The sequence below is a fragment of the Pseudomonas sp. PNPG3 genome (assembly GCF_023093815.1).
Classification (GTDB): Bacteria; Pseudomonadota; Gammaproteobacteria; order Pseudomonadales; family Pseudomonadaceae; genus Aquipseudomonas; species Aquipseudomonas asiatica.
Genome location: NZ_JALLKV010000016.1, coordinates 32386 through 48511, shown reverse-complemented (window position 1 = coordinate 48511; position 16126 = coordinate 32386). Strand labels below are relative to the sequence as shown.

The 16126-nt window shown below is 64.0% G+C and carries 11 protein-coding genes; 5 read left to right on the top strand and 6 right to left on the bottom strand.

The features are described from left to right. The first annotated feature begins 74 nt into the window (after positions 1 to 74). Positions 75 to 659 carry a PilZ domain-containing protein gene (locus MJ643_RS13090; RefSeq protein WP_013971728.1) on the top strand — a complete coding sequence of 195 codons (585 nt, stop codon included), beginning with the start codon at positions 75 to 77 and terminating at the stop codon, positions 657 to 659. A 31-nt stretch (positions 660 to 690) separates the two neighbouring features. After that, on the top strand, positions 691 to 1413 hold the full coding sequence (locus MJ643_RS13085; protein WP_013971727.1) for a glycerophosphodiester phosphodiesterase: 723 nt from the start codon (positions 691 to 693) through the stop codon (positions 1411 to 1413). A 42-nt stretch (positions 1414 to 1455) separates the two neighbouring features. Here MJ643_RS13085 and sthA read toward each other — a convergent pair whose 3' ends face one another. The 3 genes from sthA to MJ643_RS13070 all read right to left on the bottom strand — a co-directional run bounded on the left by sthA (position 1456) and on the right by MJ643_RS13070 (position 5710). Continuing rightward, a complete protein-coding gene (gene sthA / locus MJ643_RS13080; RefSeq protein WP_013971726.1) occupies positions 1456 to 2850 on the bottom strand; it encodes a Si-specific NAD(P)(+) transhydrogenase in 1395 nt (464 codons plus the stop codon). Positions 2851 to 3052: 202 nt separating this feature from the next. Continuing rightward, the gene (locus tag MJ643_RS13075; RefSeq protein ID WP_044046931.1) at positions 3053 to 4051 is read right to left on the bottom strand and encodes an FAD:protein FMN transferase; all 999 of its coding nucleotides are present in this window, start codon (positions 4049 to 4051) and stop codon (positions 3053 to 3055) included. A 195-nt stretch (positions 4052 to 4246) separates the two neighbouring features. Further along, positions 4247 to 5710 (bottom strand): glyceraldehyde-3-phosphate dehydrogenase, encoded by a 1464-nt coding sequence (locus MJ643_RS13070; protein ID WP_031324543.1) that lies wholly within the window; start codon positions 5708 to 5710, stop codon positions 4247 to 4249. Between the two features lie 167 nt (positions 5711 to 5877). Here MJ643_RS13070 and mfd point away from each other — a divergent pair, with 167 nt between their 5' ends. The 3 genes from mfd to MJ643_RS13055 are packed head-to-tail and all read left to right on the top strand — an operon-like array spanning position 5878 to position 13222. Further along, on the top strand, positions 5878 to 9327 hold the full coding sequence (mfd, locus tag MJ643_RS13065) for a transcription-repair coupling factor (protein ID WP_208209296.1): 3450 nt from the start codon (positions 5878 to 5880) through the stop codon (positions 9325 to 9327). A 9-nt stretch (positions 9328 to 9336) separates the two neighbouring features. Then, a complete protein-coding gene (locus MJ643_RS13060) occupies positions 9337 to 9909 on the top strand; it encodes a CsiV family protein (protein WP_013971723.1) in 573 nt (190 codons plus the stop codon). 4 nt (positions 9910 to 9913) lie between these two features. Continuing rightward, the gene (locus tag MJ643_RS13055; RefSeq protein ID WP_013971722.1) at positions 9914 to 13222 is read left to right on the top strand and encodes a DEAD/DEAH box helicase; all 3309 of its coding nucleotides are present in this window, start codon (positions 9914 to 9916) and stop codon (positions 13220 to 13222) included. A gap of 126 nt (positions 13223 to 13348) precedes the next feature. On the opposite strand, the gene nagZ (MJ643_RS13050) is transcribed toward MJ643_RS13055, so the two are convergent. The 3 genes from nagZ (MJ643_RS13050) to MJ643_RS13040 all read right to left on the bottom strand — a co-directional run bounded on the left by nagZ (MJ643_RS13050) (position 13349) and on the right by MJ643_RS13040 (position 16087). Then, on the bottom strand, positions 13349 to 14347 hold the full coding sequence (nagZ, locus tag MJ643_RS13050) for a beta-N-acetylhexosaminidase (protein ID WP_013971721.1): 999 nt from the start codon (positions 14345 to 14347) through the stop codon (positions 13349 to 13351). Between the two features lie 194 nt (positions 14348 to 14541). Next, positions 14542 to 15540: a beta-N-acetylhexosaminidase gene (gene nagZ, locus MJ643_RS13045; protein ID WP_169774649.1), complete on the bottom strand. Its 999-nt coding sequence runs from the start codon at positions 15538 to 15540 to the stop codon at positions 14542 to 14544. Positions 15541 to 15562: 22 nt separating this feature from the next. Continuing rightward, positions 15563 to 16087, bottom strand: a complete 525-nt coding sequence (locus MJ643_RS13040; RefSeq protein ID WP_013971719.1) for a L,D-transpeptidase — start codon at positions 16085 to 16087, stop codon at positions 15563 to 15565. Positions 16088 to 16126 lie beyond the last annotated feature (39 nt).

Genomic DNA, 16126 nt, shown 5'->3' with positions numbered 1-16126 from the left:
AAAGGGAACGTCCTTGTGGCGAGGCGCCTACGGCGGCTTTACACTCGGACCACCGCCGCTACCTTGGGTTCGCCATGACGACATTAGACGAAGAAGATCGCCGCGAATACTACCGCATCGAAGATCGGATCGCACTTCAAATCAGCCCCCTCAGCGCGGCCGAAGCCCTTGACCCAGATGTGTTGCAAGATGATTCGCCTCTGTTCAACCTGCTCAGCGAGCTGCACCTGTCCGACTTCGAGTCGCAGCACCTGCTGCGCCAGCTGAGCGAGAAGGACCGCACCCTCGCCGCTTTCCTGCGCGCGCAGAACAAACGCCTCGACCTGCTTAGCGCAGTAGTTGCCCAGACCCTGCTCGGCGAAGTTGGCCAGCCCCAGCCGGTTGTCATTTCCGAAGGCGGCATCGAGTTCGCACAAGCCACAGCGGTTGCCCCCGGCACCCGGGTGAAGGTGAAGATGGTGCTGATGCCGCGCGCCCACGGCCTGCTGCTGCGCGGCAAGGTCACCCATTGCGACCCGCGCCCGGAGGGCGGCTTCGAGGTCGGCACCGAATTCACCGACATGACCGACGCCCAACGGCAATTGCTGGCCCGCTACATCCTGCAACGCCAGCAGCAGCAACGGCGCCAGCAGCTGGAACAGAACGACCCCGCCTCCTGAGCCCATTTTTCTCTGATTTGAAGGAACGAACGTGACCCTGATCTACGGCCACCGCGGCGCCAAGGGCGAAGCGCCCGAGAATACCCTGAAGAGCTTCCAGCAATGCCTCGCCCATGGCGTGACCCGCTGCGAGCTGGACTTGCACCTGTCGGCCGACAACGAGCTGATGGTGATCCACGACCCGACCCTCAAGCGCACCACCGGCAAACGCGGCAAGGTGGTCGAGCACCCGGCCGCAGACCTGGTCAAGATAGATGCCCGCAAAGGCGGCCCGGGCCATGTCCAGCCCTGCCCGATTCCGAGGCTGGAAGAACTGTTCCAGAAGTGCCCGTTCGAGCATTGGCAGCTGGAAGTGAAAAGCGCCTCGCGTACCCGCGCCGCGACCACCGTGCTGGCGATCCGCGAACTGGCCCAGCAGTACGGCCTGCTGGACAAGGTGACCATTACCTCCAGCTCACGCGAAGTGCTGGGTGCCGCCCTGGAGCTGGTGCCGGACGTCAAACGCGGGCTGGTAGCCGAATACGCCTGGCTCGACCCATTGAAGGTGGCACAGAACTACGGCTGCAACCTGCTGGCATTGAACTGGACGCTGTGCACCCCCGAGCGCCTGCTGAAAGCCCAGGCCCAGGGTTTGCACGTGTCGGTGTGGACGGTCAACGAACCGGCACTGATGCGCCGGCTCGCTGACTTCGGTGTGGACAGCCTGATTACAGACTTTCCCGGTTTGGCCAGGACCACCCTCGGGCAGGGTTGAAATCGGTCTCTCCGACCGGCTCAGGCCACCGGTCGGAGCCGCTCAAAAAAGCCGGTTCAGGCCATCGTAGGCAGCTACCCGATAGGCTTCGGCCATGGTCGGGTAGTTGAACGTGGTGTTGACGAAATACTTCAGGTTGTTCAGCTCGCCCGGCTGGTTCATCACGGCCTGGCCGATATGGACGATTTCCGAAGCCTGGTAGCCGAAGCAGTGTACGCCCAGCACCTCCAGTGTTTCGCGGTGGAACAGGATCTTCAGCATGCCTTGCGGCTCGCCGGCGATCTGTGCACGAGCCATGCTCTTGAAGAAGGCTTTGCCCACTTCGTACGGCACCTTGGCCTGGGTCAGTTCCTGCTCGTTCTTGCCGATCGAGCTGATCTCCGGAATGGTATAGATACCGGTCGGCACATCATTGACGAAGCGCCAGCTGCCATTGTCCACGATGCTGCCAGCTGCCGAACGGCCCTGGTCATGGGCAGCACTGGCCAGGCTTGGCCAGCCGATCACGTCGCCGGCACCGTAGATGTTCGGCACGCTGGTGCGGTAGGCCTCGTCGACCTCGATCTGGCCGCGGCTGTTGACCTTGATGCCGATGTTTTCCAGGCCCAGCTTGTCAGTGTTGCCGGTACGGCCGTTGCACCACAGCAAGGCGTCGGCCTTGATCTTCTTGCCCGACTTCAGGTGCAGGATCACCCCGTTGTCCAGGCCTTCGACGCGCTCATACTCTTCGTTGTGGCGCACGGTGATGTTGTTGTTGCTGAAGTGGTAGCTCAGCGCCTGGGAAATTTCCGAGTCGAGGAAGCTCAGCAACTGGCCACGGTTGTCTACTAGCTCTACCAATACACCCAGGCCGCTGAAGATCGAGGCGTATTCGCAACCGATCACGCCGGCTCCGTACACGATCAATTTGCGTGGGGTGTGGCTGAGGCTGAGGATGGTGTCGCTGTCGTAGACGCGCGGGTGGTGGAAGTCGATATCGGCCGGGCGGTACGGGCGCGAGCCGGTGGCGATGATGATGTGCTTGGCGTTGAGCTTTTCCACCACACCGTTCGGGCAGACCACTTCGACGGTCTGCTCGTCGGCGAAGCTGCCGGTGCCGAAGAACACATCCACGCGGTTACGTGCGTAGTAGCCGGTGCGCGACGCTACCTGCTTGGCGATGACCTTTTCGGCGCTTTTCAGCACGTCGGGGAACGAGAACCAGCGCGGCTCACCGATGGCACGGAACATCGGGTTGGTGTTGAACTGCATGATCTGCCGCACCGAGTGACGCAGTGCCTTGGACGGGATGGTGCCCAGGTGGGTGCAGTTGCCCCCGACCTGGCGACGGCTATCGACCATCGCCACCTTGCGCCCTGCTTTGGCGGCGTTCATTGCCGCACCTTCCCCGGCCGGGCCGGAACCCAGCACCACTACGTCGTAGTTGTAGACAGCCATGCGTACTCCTTCAGAACTGGCCCGCAAGCCACGGTCGCTCGCGGGGCGCGATCATGCCGCCGGGGCGTCATGAGAAAATTCGGGTGCAGTCTAATCAAGCGTGAACGCCGCGCACATTAACCCTTGGTCGCGTCGTAGGCCAATTTTGCCCGCACTACATATGTGAACCATTCCCTGGCGGCGATCATCCCTGCTTGTGCTTTCACTCGCCTTTCACTGCCCGTTCGAATGCGGGCGTAGCTCGGGAGACGAAGCCACCCTCGGCCCGAGTCACCAATACCGCGGCAAGGCCATGCGCCACGGCAAAATCCCAGCCACGTTCCGGGCCCAGGATCAACAGCAGCGTCGAATAGCCGTCGGCCTGCAGCGCCGAGGCATCGAGCACGGTGACCGCGGCCAGGTCGTGTTGCACCGGGCGCCCGAGGCGGGCATCGAAGGTGTGCGAATAGCGCCGGCCATTCTCCTCGAAATAGTGCCGATAGTCACCCGAGGTCGATACCGAAAGGCCATTGACCGGGATGATCTGGCGGGCTATCTGGCGATCTTCGCGGGGTAGCTCCAGGGCGATGCGCCAGGGGCTGCCATCCGGTTTGCGGCCGGCGGCCTTGAGCTCGCCGGTGGCTTCGGCGACAAAGTTGGCCACGCCCATGGCCTGCAGGCGCGCGGCGATCAGGTCGACGGCATGGCCGGCGGCGATGCTGTTGAAGTCGAGCTGCACCGGGGCGTCCTTGCACAGGGCCTGGCCGTCGATGTTCAAGTGCCGGTAGCCCACGCGCTGGCGCACCTGGGCCAGGGCCAGCGGGTCGGGCACCTGTTCGTGACGGGCCTGGGGGCCGAAGCCCCACAGGTCGAGCAAGGGTTCGACGGTAAGGTCGAAGGCGCCGCCGCTCTGCTCGGCCAGGTGCTGACCAAGGCTGACCAGTTCGAGCATGTCGGCCGGCAGCACCAGGCACTGGTTGGCGGGCAACTGGTTGAAACGGCTGATGGTGGAGTCGCCGCGGTAGGTCGAGTAGTGCTGATCGATGTCGTGCAGGATGGTTTCAACTGCCGCCTGCACCTGAACCGGCGCCGGGCCGCCGGGTTCGCGCACGTACTGGATGCTGTAGCTGCTGCCCATGGTCGGGCCGCCCAGGCGCTCCAGGGTGGGGCCCTGGTTGCAGGCGGTGAGCAGCATGAGGATGAACAGCAAGGCTGTGCGCAAGGTTCGGACTCTCGGTTGCCTGTGCCGGCTTCTTCGCGGGTAAACCCGCTCCCACAGGTATACCACTGCCCTCACGGACGACGCGGCCCTGTGGGAGCGGGTTTACCCGCGAAGAAGCCGGCACAGGCAACACAAATTCTGGATAAAAAAAAGGGAACCCGAAGGTTCCCGTTTTTTCATTGCCTTACAAGCGTATCAGTGCGGAAACGCTGGCGGGTTCACACCGGCCATCTCTTCCATCACACGAACCACCTGGCAGCTGTAACCGAATTCGTTGTCGTACCAGACGTACAGAACAACGCGGTTGTCATTGCAGATGGTCGCTTCGGCGTCAACCACACCGGCGTGGCGCGAACCGACGAAGTCGGTCGAAACCACTTCCTGCGAGCTGACGTAATCGATCTGCTTGTGCAGTTCCGAGTGCATGGCGGTCTGGCGCAGGTACTCGTTGATCTCGTCGCGGCTGGTGGCCTTCTCGAGGTTCAGGTTGAGGATGGCCATCGAAACGTTCGGCGTCGGTACGCGAATGGCGTTGCCGGTCAGCTTGCCCTTCAGCACTGGCAGTGCCTTGGCGGCAGCAGTGGCGGCGCCGGTTTCGGTGATGACCATGTTCAGCGGCGCGGCGCGGCCGCGGCGGCTGCCCTTGTGGAAGTTGTCGATCAGGTTCTGGTCGTTGGTGAACGAGTGAACGGTTTCGACGTGGCCGTTGACGATGCCGTACTGGTCGTTGATGGCCTTGAGCACCGGCACGATGGCGTTGGTGGTGCAGGAAGCGGCCGAGATGATCTTGTCATCGGCAGCGATGTCACCGTGGTTGATGCCGTGCACGATGTTCTTCAGCGCGCCCTTGCCAGGTGCGGTGAGGATCACGCGGGCAGCGCCCGGGCAGGCCAGGTGCTGGCCCAGGCCGTCGGCATCACGCCATACGCCGGTGTTGTCGACGATCAGCGCGTTTTCGATGCCGTACTGGGTGTAGTCGACTTCGCTCGGGCTCTTGGCGTAGATAACCTGGATCAGGTTGCCGTTGGCGGTGATGGTGTTGTTGGCTTCGTCGATGGTGATGGTGCCATCGAACGGGCCGTGCACCGAGTCACGGCGCAGCAGGCTGGCACGCTTGACCAGGTCGTTCTCGGCGCCCTTGCGCACGACGATGGCGCGCAGGCGCAGGCCGTCGCCGCCACCGGTCTTCTCGATCAGGATGCGCGCCAGCAGGCGGCCGATGCGGCCGAAGCCGTACAGGACAACGTCGGTGCCTTTGCGCGCCGAAGCGTTCTGCTGGCCAACCACTTCTGCCAGTTCTTCACGGACGAACTGCTCGGCAGTGCGGCCATTGCCTTCCTGCTTGAACTTGTTGGCCAGCTTGCCCAGGTCGACCGAAGCGGCGCCCAGTTTCAGCTCGCTCATGGCCTTGAGCAGGGGGAATGTCTCGTGGACGGACAGTTCGGTTTCGTCGGCTTGACGATGACGCGCAAAGCGGTGCGCCTTGAGGATCGAGATAACCGAACGGTTGATCAGGCTACGGCCATAAATCGAGCTCACCACGTTGTTGTTGCGGTAGAGCTGACCGATAAGCGGGATCATCGCTTCAGCCAGGGCTTCACGATCGATCCACTCACCAAGACACTGGTCGGGCTTCTGAGTCACGGGAACCTTCCACATGTAGGGACAGAAAAAAGGGGCTACATTATGACGCCCCAACGCGTTGCGGGCAATGAGTGCCTGTCGCGGCCACGCAAGCCAGCGTTCATGCCCTTTCGAACCTGACAGCCGGCACCGTCACCGGTACAATCGATCTCTTTGCCGCAACGCTTGGAGTGCAATCTCCCGTGTCAGTTCTGCGCCTACCGCAAATGTCGGCCACGGCCGGCAAACAAACCTGGGGCAATCTACCCGGTGCCGCCCTCAGCCTGGCCATCGCCGAGGCCGCCAGCAGCGCGGGCCGCTTCACTTTGCTGCTGACTGCCGACAGCCAGGCTGCCGATCGTCTGGAACAGGAACTTCGCTTCTTTGCCCCGGACCTGCCGGTGCTGCCGTTCCCTGATTGGGAAACCCTGCCCTACGACCTGTTCTCGCCGCACCAGGACATCATTTCCCAGCGCATCGCCAGCCTCTACCGCCTGCCCGAGCTGAGCCACGGCATCCTCGTGGTGCCGGTCACCACCGCCCTGCACCGCCTGGCGCCGACCCGCTTCCTGCTGGGCAGCAGCCTGGTGCTGGACGTGGGCCAGACCATCGACGTGGATCAAATGCGCCTGCGCTTGGAGGCCAGTGGCTATCGCTGCGTCGACACCGTCTACGAGCATGGCGAGTTCGCCGTGCGCGGCGCGTTGATCGACCTGTTCCCGATGGGCAGCAAGCTGCCCTACCGTATCGACCTGTTCGATGACGAGATCGAGACGCTGCGCACCTTCGACCCCGAGACCCAGCGCTCGATCGACAAGGTGGATTCGGTGCGCCTGCTGCCGGCGCGCGAGTTCCCGATGCAGAAAGAGGAAGTGACCCGCTTCAAGGCGCGCTTCCGCGAGCGCTTCGATGTCGACTTCCGCCGCAGCGCGATCTTCCAGGACCTGGCCAGCGGCATCATCCCCGCCGGCATCGAGTACTACCTGCCGCTGTTCTTCGAAGAAACCTCGACCCTGTTCGACTACCTGCCGGCCGACACCCAGGTGTTCTCGCTGCCCGGCGTGGAACAGGCCGCCGAACACTTCTGGAACGACGTGCGCGGGCGTTATGAAGACCGCCGTGGCGACCTGAGCCGGCCGCTGCTGCCGCCGGCCGAGCTGTTCCTGCCGGTGGAAGACTGCTTTGCCCGGCTCAAGCAATGGCCACGGGTAGTGGTCAGCACCGAAGACCTCGACCCGGGCGTGGGTCGCGAGCGCTTCCCGGCACGCGCCCTGCCCAACCTGGCAATCGAAGCCAAGGCCAACCAGCCCCTGGCCGAACTGGCCAACTTCCTCGACCAGTTCCCCGGCCGGGTGTTGTTCACCGCCGAATCGGCGGGCCGCCGCGAAGTGCTGCTGGAGCTGCTCGAGCGGCTGAAACTGCGCCCGCATACCGTCGACGGCTGGGCCGACTTCATCACCGGCAGCGAACGCCTGGCAATCACCATCGCCCCACTGGACGAAGGCCTGCTGCTGGACGACCCAGGCCTGGCCCTGATCGCCGAAAGCCCGCTGTTCGGCCAGCGGGTCATGCAGCGCCGGCGCCGCGACAAGCGCGGCGAAACCGCCAACGACGCGGTGATCAAGAACCTGACCGAGCTGCGCGAAGGCGCGCCGGTGGTGCACATCGACCATGGTGTGGGCCGTTACCTGGGCCTGGCCACCCTGGAAATCGACGGCCAGGCCGCCGAATTCCTCACCCTGGAGTATGCCGAGGGTGCCAAGCTGTACGTGCCGGTGGCCAACCTGCACCTGATCGCCCGCTACACTGGCAGCGACGATGCCCTGGCACCGCTGCACCGGCTGGGCTCGGAGGCCTGGCAGAAGGCCAAGCGCAAGGCCGCCGAACAAGTGCGCGACGTCGCCGCCGAACTGCTCGATATCTATGCCCGCCGCGCCGCGCGCAAAGGCTATGCATTTGCCGACCCGTCCGCCGACTACGCCACCTTCAGCGCCGGCTTCCCGTTCGAGGAAACCCCGGATCAACAGGCTGCCATCGAAGCCGTGCGTGCCGACATGCTGGCGCCCAAGCCGATGGACCGCCTGGTGTGCGGCGACGTCGGCTTCGGCAAGACCGAAGTCGCCATGCGCGCAGCGTTCATCGCCGTACACAGCGGCCGCCAGGTGGCCGTGCTGGTACCCACCACCCTGCTCGCCCAGCAGCACTACAACAGCTTCCGCGACCGCTTTGCCGACTGGCCGGTGACCGTGGAGGTGATGAGCCGCTTCAAGTCGGCCAAGGAAGTGGCCAACGCCGCCGCCGAGCTGGCCGAAGGCAAGATCGACATCCTTATCGGCACCCACAAGCTGCTGCAGGACGATGTACGCTTCAAGGACCTTGGCCTGGCCATCATCGACGAAGAGCACCGCTTTGGCGTGCGCCAGAAGGAACAGCTCAAGGCCCTGCGCAGCGAAGTGGACATCCTCACCCTCACCGCCACGCCGATCCCGCGTACCCTGAACATGGCGGTGGCGGGCATGCGCGACCTGTCGATCATCGCCACGCCACCGGCGCGCCGCCTGTCGGTACGCACCTTCGTCATGGAGCAGAACAAGAGCACGGTCAAGGAGGCGCTGCTGCGCGAGCTGCTGCGCGGTGGCCAGGTGTACTACCTGCACAACGATGTGAAAACCATCGAGAAATGCGCCGCCGACCTTGCCGAACTGGTGCCAGAGGCGCGCATCGGCATCGGCCACGGGCAGATGCGCGAGCGCGAGCTGGAACAGGTGATGAGCGATTTCTACCACAAGCGCTTCAACGTGCTGGTGGCCTCGACCATCATCGAAACCGGCATCGACGTGCCCAGCGCCAACACGATCGTCATCGAGCGTGCCGACAAGTTCGGCCTGGCCCAGCTGCACCAGTTGCGCGGCCGTGTTGGCCGAAGCCACCACCAGGCCTACGCCTACTTGCTGACGCCAACCCGGCAGAAGGTCAGCGCCGACGCCGAAAAACGCCTGGAGGCGATCGCCAACACCCAGGACCTCGGTGCCGGCTTCGTGCTGGCCACCAACGACCTGGAGATTCGCGGCGCCGGTGAGTTGCTGGGCGAAGGCCAGAGCGGGCAGATCCAGGCGGTGGGCTTTACCTTGTACATGGAAATGCTCGAACGCGCGGTCAAGGCGATCCGCAAGGGCACCCAGCCCAACCTTGAGCAGCCGCTGGGCGGCGGACCGGAAATCAACCTGCGCCTGCCGGCACTGATCCCCGAGGACTACCTGCCCGACGTGCATGCACGGCTGATCCTGTACAAGCGCATTGCCTCGGCTGCCGATGAAGAAGGCCTCAAGGACCTGCAGGTGGAAATGATCGACCGCTTCGGCCTGCTGCCCGAGCCGACCAAGAACCTGATGCGCCTGACCTCGCTCAAGCTGCACGCGGAAAAGCTCGGCATCAAGAAAGTCGACGCCGGCCCCAACGGCGGCAAGATCGAGTTCGAGGCCGAGACCCCGGTCGACCCGCTGACCCTGATCAAGCTGATTCAGGGCCAGCCCAAACGCTACAAGTTCGAAGGCGCCACCCAGTTCCGTTTCCTGGTGCCCATGGAACGCCCCGACGAACGTTTCAATACCCTGGAGGCGCTGTTCGAGCGCCTGACCCCACAGCCTGCCTAAGGAAGACCCATGCGTGCCATCCGTTGCCTGACCCTGCTGCTGGCGCTGTTCGCCCCGGCCGCCTTCGCCGAAGGCCTGTATCAGGTGGAAATGATCCTGGTGCGGCAGAACAGCGTGCCCGCCTTTACCAGCCCGTTCGCCCCGGAAGACTGGAGCGCCGGCGCTCCGCGCCTGGAAAAGGACGCCGAGCGCCGTCTGGCGCTGGAAGACGAAGCCACCCGCCTGGAAGCCACCGCCGACTACACCGTGCTGCTGCACAAGGCCTGGCAGCAGCAAGTGGGCAGCGAGCCCAGCCGCATCGCCTTGGGTGAAGGCGTCGAGCAGTTTGGGCACTTCCCCATCGAAGGCAACCTGAGCATCGCCGAGGGCCGTTTCATCGCGGTCGAGGCCAATTTCTGGGTCAACCAGCTGGACGGTAACGGCAGCGTGCTGCAAAGCGAGCAGTTCAAGCAGAGCAACAGCAACGTCAAGGGCGGCCAGCTGACCTTCCTCGATGGCGGGCACCTGGCGGTGCTGCTGAAGGTGACACCACCAGGTACGCCTAAAATGCCGGTAATGGACCCGGAGATGATGGAGCAGTGATGCAATGAGCCGTGACGCTCTCCAGTTGCTGCGCGAGTACCCGAACTGGACCCAGTCGTTCACCGGCCCGGTCCTGCAACGCGGCGAGCGTTACGCCCGGGAAGACCGGGTAGAGATCGAAAGCTGCATCGGCGCGCTCGTCGAAGCCAGCTGTCGTGGCAGCGAGGGCAGCCCTTATCGGCAGAAGATAACCCTCACCGCCCTGGCTGGCCGCTGCCATGTACGCGGCCAGTGCAGCTGCCCCGTGGGGCATAACTGCAAGCATTGCGCCGCCGCGCTGTTCGTCCTTAGCGAACAACAGGCAACGATAAAAAGTCATGGTGACGCATTACCGGCCGATCTGCAGCGCTGGCTGAAAGGTCTCGAACAGCCTGCGCAGGAGCCTGCCGAAACCCAAGACAAACGTGGGCGCATGGTTTGCTACCAACTCAGGCTGACCGATGAGCCCGGCTGCGCGCTGCGGGTACGCAAAGGCACTCGCGAAGACCAGGGCGTTCGCTATAGCCGTGTGCAGTCACTCTACGATTTCCTTTACGAACCCCCGCGCTTCGTCAAGGAAGACGATATCCGCATCTTGCGCCTGCTTTCGGCGCTCAATCAGGCCGGCAGCCAGGACCGCGGCTACCAGCTCAAAGGCCGGGAAGGCGGCGAACTGTTCCAGCGCGCGCTGGATACCGGCCGCATGCTCTTTGACGAAAACAAGCCCCTGCTGCGCGAGGGCCCTACGCTTGCGGCCGAGTTTCGCTGGGTGCGGCTGGACAATGGTCACTATCGGGGCATCTGGTACCACGGTGAAACGCCGCTGAACTGCGTGATTGCGCTGCTGCCACTTTACTATTTCGATTTCACCGGCAGCGTGGTGGGCAAGCTCGAGCACAGCCTCGATCCGCACATTGCCCTGCAACTGACCATCGCTCCTGACGTTCCGGAACACCTTGTCGTGCCCCTCAGCCACAAGCTCAACGCCTTGAACCACCAACTCCCTACGCCGACCACGCTGGACGAACAACTCATTGACGACCTGCAACCCAGGCCGTACCTGACCCTGGGCAGCCTCGAATTCAGCGCCTACATGCCCAAGACCGGCCGCATGCAACGGCAGATGCAACACCGTGCCGCGCTGGCATTCGACTACGACGGCCTGCGAACCAGCGGCAGCGACGACAAGCCGCTGACCCGCCTGGTCGGCGATACCTGCCAGCGCATCCGCCGCCAGCCCCAGGCCGAACAGGCGCTTCGCAAGGTGCTGCGCGACCTCGGTTTCAAGGCCGCCACCCGGCAGAGCAAGGCCCTGCCAGACAGTGCCGGCGAGATGCTCCAGTTGCCCGATGACGAAGCCTGGCTGCGCTTTGCCCGAGAAGGCCTGCCGCGCCTGCGCGAAGCAGGTTGGGACATCGACATCCACCGTGACTTCGCTTTCAACCTGCAGGAGGTGGATGACTGGTACGCCACCATCGACGAAGCGCCCGGCCATGAATGGTTCGACCTGGAGCTGGGCATTGTGGTCGATGGCCAGCGCCACAGCCTGCTGCCGATCGTGCTGCAGCTGCTGCGCAGCAACCCGGAACTGCTGCGCCCTAGCGAACTGGCCCGGCGCAGTGACGACGAGCACCTGCTGATCGACCTCAACCGTGGTCGCCTCGATGCCCCGGCCCTGCGCGTTGCCTTGCCCTATGGCCGCATCAAGGCAGTGATGGGCACCCTGGGCGAACTGTACCTGCACGAAGACGCCGCTGGCCCCTCCCTGCGCCTGGACCGTGCCGATGCCGCACGCCTGAATGAAATCGACAGCCTTCCTTTGCACTGGGAAGGTGGCGAGCATGTACGCGACCTGGGCCGACGCCTGCGCGATGCCCGTGACTTGCAGGTAGAACCGCCGACCGGGTTGCAGGCAAGCCTGCGCCCTTACCAGCAACAGGGCCTGAACTGGCTACAGGCGCTGCGCGAGATGGGCACCGGCGGCATCCTCGGCGACGACATGGGGCTGGGCAAGACACTGCAGGCCCTGGCACACCTGCTGCTGGAAAAACAGTCCGGGCGCCTGAGCGCTCCAGCCCTGGCGGTGATGCCGACCAGCCTGGTGCCCAACTGGCTGGACGAAGCCCAACGCTTCGCCCCCGGGCTGCGCGTGCTGGCCCTGCAAGGCCCGGGGCGCAGCAAGCATTTCGCCAAATTGCACGAATACGACCTGGTCCTGACCACCTATGCCCTGGTGCCGCGCGACCTCGAGCACCTGCGCGCCCATGCCTGGCATGTGCTGGTGCTGGACGAGGCGCAGAATATCAAGAGCAGCACTAGCAAGGCCGCCCTCGCAGTTTGCGAGCTGCGGGCCAATCAGCGCGTCTGCCTGACCGGCACGCCAATGGAAAACAACCTGGGCGAGCTGTGGTCGATTTTCCACTTCCTCATGCCTGGCTGGCTGGGTGACCTGAAGCGCTTCAACCAGGACTACCGCACACCGATCGAGCGCCACGGCGACAGCGAGCGCATGGCCCACCTGGCCAGCCGCATCCGCCCGTTCCTGCTGCGCCGCACCAAGGAGCAGGTGGCGACCGAGCTGCCGGCCAAGACCGAGATGGTGCACTGGGTCGAGCTTAGCGATGCCCAGCGTGACACCTACGAGGCCGTGCGGGTGGCCATGGACAAGAAAGTCCGCGATGAAATCGCCCGCAATGGCGCCGCGCGCAGTCAGATCGTCATCCTCGACGCCCTGCTCAAGCTGCGCCAGGTATGCTGCGACCTGCGCCTGGTCAAAGGGGTGGAAAGCAAAGGCAACCAGGCCGACAAGGGCAAACTGGGCGCGCTGCTGGAAATGCTCGAAGAGTTGCTGAGCGAAGGGCGCCGGGTGCTGCTGTTCTCGCAGTTCACCTCGATGCTGGCGTTGATCGAGCAGGAACTGGAGAAGCGCAAGATTCGCTACAGCCTGCTGACCGGCGACACCCGCGACCGGCGCACGCCGGTGCAGCAGTTCCAGCAGGGTGACAGCGAAGTGTTCCTGATCAGCCTCAAGGCGGGTGGCGTGGGCTTGAACCTGACAGCCGCGGACACGGTGATCCACTTCGACCCCTGGTGGAACCCGGCCAGCGAAAACCAGGCTACCGACCGCGCCTACCGCATTGGCCAGGACAAGCCGGTATTCGTGTTCAAGCTGATCACCCGGGGAACGGTGGAAGAAAAGATCCAGCTGTTGCAGCAGGAGAAGGCGGCGCTGGCGGCGAGCCTGCTGGATGGCGGGCAGGCCGGGCAATGGCGGCTGGGGGATGAAGAGATCGAAGCGCTGTTTGCGCCGCTGCCCGGGAAGCGCGGGCGGTAGCCCAGAATCCTTCGCTGCCTGTACCGGCCCCTTCGCGGGTAAACCCGCTCCCACAGGGAGATCAGTGCCCTCAAGGGCGGTGCCGTACCTGTGGGAGCGGGCATGCCCGCGAAGGGGCCGGCGCGGTCAATCGACCAACTGCGCCTCTCGCAACGCCCCCAACGCCTCCAGCCACCGCGGCTGCTGGCGATAGTCAGTGCGCGCAAAACTGAAGCCTCGCATCCGAGCAAGGCGCGGCGATGGCTTGACTTTCAAGCGCTGCGCAGCCAGCAGAGCGAGCTCTGCCGAAGCCCGGTCATTACATACCAGGCCCACGTCACATCCCGCACCGAAAGCAGCCTCGACGCGACCAGCAACATCTCCGACCACATGGGCACCGGCCATGGACAGATCATCACTGAAAATCACGCCATCGAAGCCAAGCTCCCCCCTGAGAATGTCCTGAAGCCAGCGCCTCGAAAAACCGGCGGGCTTACTATCGACCTGGGGATAGATCACATGTGCAGGCATCACTGCCGACAGCTGGCGTGCCAATCGGGTAAATGGCACCAGGTCCGTCTTGCGCAGTTCATCCAGGCTGCGATCATCTACGGGAATGGCCACATGCGAATCGGCCTCAGCCCAGCCATGCCCAGGAAAATGCTTGCCGCATGCTGCCATGCCCGCTGCAGTCATGCCACGGATGAACGCCCCACCCAGCTGAGTAACACGCTGAGGATCACCATCGAAGGCACGCGCACCAATGACCGCACTGCGCCCATGATCCAGATCGAGCACTGGAGCAAAACTCAAATCCAGCCCGATCGCCAGCACCTCGGTTGCCATCAACCAGCCACAATGCCCGGCCAAACGCTCGGCATCATCGCTCTGGGCGATCTGCCGCATGGATGGCAACCTGACGAACCCTTCACGCAAGCGTTGCACCCGCCCACCTTCCTGATCGACCGCAATGATCAGGTCAGGGCGCAAAGCACGTACGGAAGCGCACAGCTCCCGCACCTGACGCGGGTGGGCAATATTACGAGCAAAGATGATCAAACCAGCTACTTCAGGCTGGAGCAATAACCGACGATCCTCAGGTGTCAGCCCCGTGCCTTCGATATCGACCATCAAGGCCCCCTGCATACAAACTGTCATTACAAAATCCTCTAATCGAATATCAGAAACCCATTACGGGCGAAGCGGAGAAATCTCCGCTTTGCCCGAGTCTCTGGAATGCGTGCTGCCTGGTACACCGGGGCACATTTCCCGGTGTACTCACGCAATACGCACATCGAAAACGCAGGATCCTGTCTCGGACCGAGCAGGGTGGAGCCTCGTCAGTCGACCAGTTGAGCGTCCTTCAACGCGGACAATGCCTGCTGCCAACGAGGCTGCTGACGATAGTCAGTCCGCGCAAACCCTTGCCCGCGCATGCCTGCGATGCGTGGCGAAGGTTTTACCTTCATGCGTTGTGCCGCACTCAGTGCCAGCTCCGCAGCCGCCCGATCATTGCAAACCAGCCCCATATCACAACCGGCGCTCAGTGCTGCTTCGATGCGGCTCGCCGCATCCCCGACAACATGTGCGCCGGCCATCGACAAATCGTCACTGAAGATCACCCCGTCGAAACCCAGCTCGCCACGCAGGATGTCCTGCAACCAGCGCCGCGAGAAGCCAGCCGGCTGGTTGTCAACCTGCGGGTAGATGACATGCGCCGGCATCACTGCCGCCAATTGCCCGCTCAGGCGGGTGAACGGCACCAGGTCGGCCTGGCGCAGCTGTTCGAGGCTGCGCTCATCGGTCGGGATGGCCACATGCGAGTCCGCTTCGGCCCAGCCATGCCCCGGGAAGTGCTTGCCACAAGCCGCCATACCCGCCGCATTCATGCCACGGATGAACGCCCCGGCCAGTTGCGTGGCACGCAGCGGGTCACCCTCGAAGGCGCGGCTGCCCACCACGGCGCTGCGCTGGTGGTCCAGGTCGAGTACCGGGGCAAAGCTGAGGTCCAGGCCAACCGCCAGCACCTCGGTCGCCATCAACCAACCGCACTGCTCGGCCAGGTACTCGGCGTTGTCATTGTCCGCTATCGCCCGCATGGCCGGCAGGCGCACAAAGCCCTGGCGCAGGCGCTGCACCCGGCCGCCCTCCTGGTCCACCGCCAGGATCAGGTCGGGCCGGATGGCACGGATCGACGCGCACAGTTCACGCACCTGGCGCGGGCTGTCGATGTTGCGGGCAAAAATGATCAGGCCAGCCACTTCAGGTTGGCGTAGCAGGTGACGGTCTTCGGCGGTCAGCCATTTACCGGCGATATCCACCATCAGGGAGCCTTGCAGGCTGACAGTCATGGGTAATCCTTCATTGAAGACTGAGAGAAGCCCACTGGGGGCAGGCGGCCTGCTCGATGCGCACCGGGCAATGGGCCGGCACCTGCTCGAACAGGCTTAGCAAATCGATGTTGCGCAGGCGTATGCATCCATGGGACAGCGCTACGCCCAAGGGTTCCGTATCCGGGGTGCCGTGCAGGTAGATATAACGGCGGAAGGTGTCGACCGCACCCAGGCGGTTGACACCCGGCTCGCAGCCACTAAGCCAGAGGATGCGGGTGAGGATCCAGTCCCGGCCGGGGTATTGCGCATGCAAGGCCGGCGACCACACCTCGCCGGTCCAGCGCCGCCCGGCCAATACCGCATTCAGCGGCAAGCCCGCGCCGATCTTCGCTCGCACCTGGTGCAAGCCACACGGCGTGCAACCCGAGCCGTTGCGCTCGCCGGCGCCGTTGCGCGCCGTTGAAACCGGCAGGCGTACGCGCAGCTGGCCATCGGCAAAACCATAAAGGCGCTGATCGGCGAGGGAAATGTGCAGGAAGTCGAGGTCAGGCATGGGCGCTAGCTTAGCCGAAGCGCCCTGCCCCGCCCAGCC

What these genes read in the sequence shown, in the direction of transcription:
- MJ643_RS13090 (WP_013971728.1), top strand. Translation starts at nt 75, where the DNA reads ATGACGACATTAGACGAAGAAGATCGCCGCGAATACTACCGCATCGAA.
- sthA (WP_013971726.1), bottom strand. Translation starts at nt 2,850, where the DNA reads ATGGCTGTCTACAACTACGACGTAGTGGTGCTGGGTTCCGGCCCGGCC.
- MJ643_RS13070 (WP_031324543.1), bottom strand. Translation starts at nt 5,710, where the DNA reads ATGTGGAAGGTTCCCGTGACTCAGAAGCCCGACCAGTGTCTTGGTGAG.
- MJ643_RS13060 (WP_013971723.1), top strand. Translation starts at nt 9,337, where the DNA reads ATGCGTGCCATCCGTTGCCTGACCCTGCTGCTGGCGCTGTTCGCCCCG.
- MJ643_RS13055 (WP_013971722.1), top strand. Translation starts at nt 9,914, where the DNA reads ATGAGCCGTGACGCTCTCCAGTTGCTGCGCGAGTACCCGAACTGGACC.
- nagZ (WP_013971721.1), bottom strand. Translation starts at nt 14,347, where the DNA reads ATGCAGGGGGCCTTGATGGTCGATATCGAAGGCACGGGGCTGACACCT.
- MJ643_RS13040 (WP_013971719.1), bottom strand. Translation starts at nt 16,087, where the DNA reads ATGCCTGACCTCGACTTCCTGCACATTTCCCTCGCCGATCAGCGCCTT.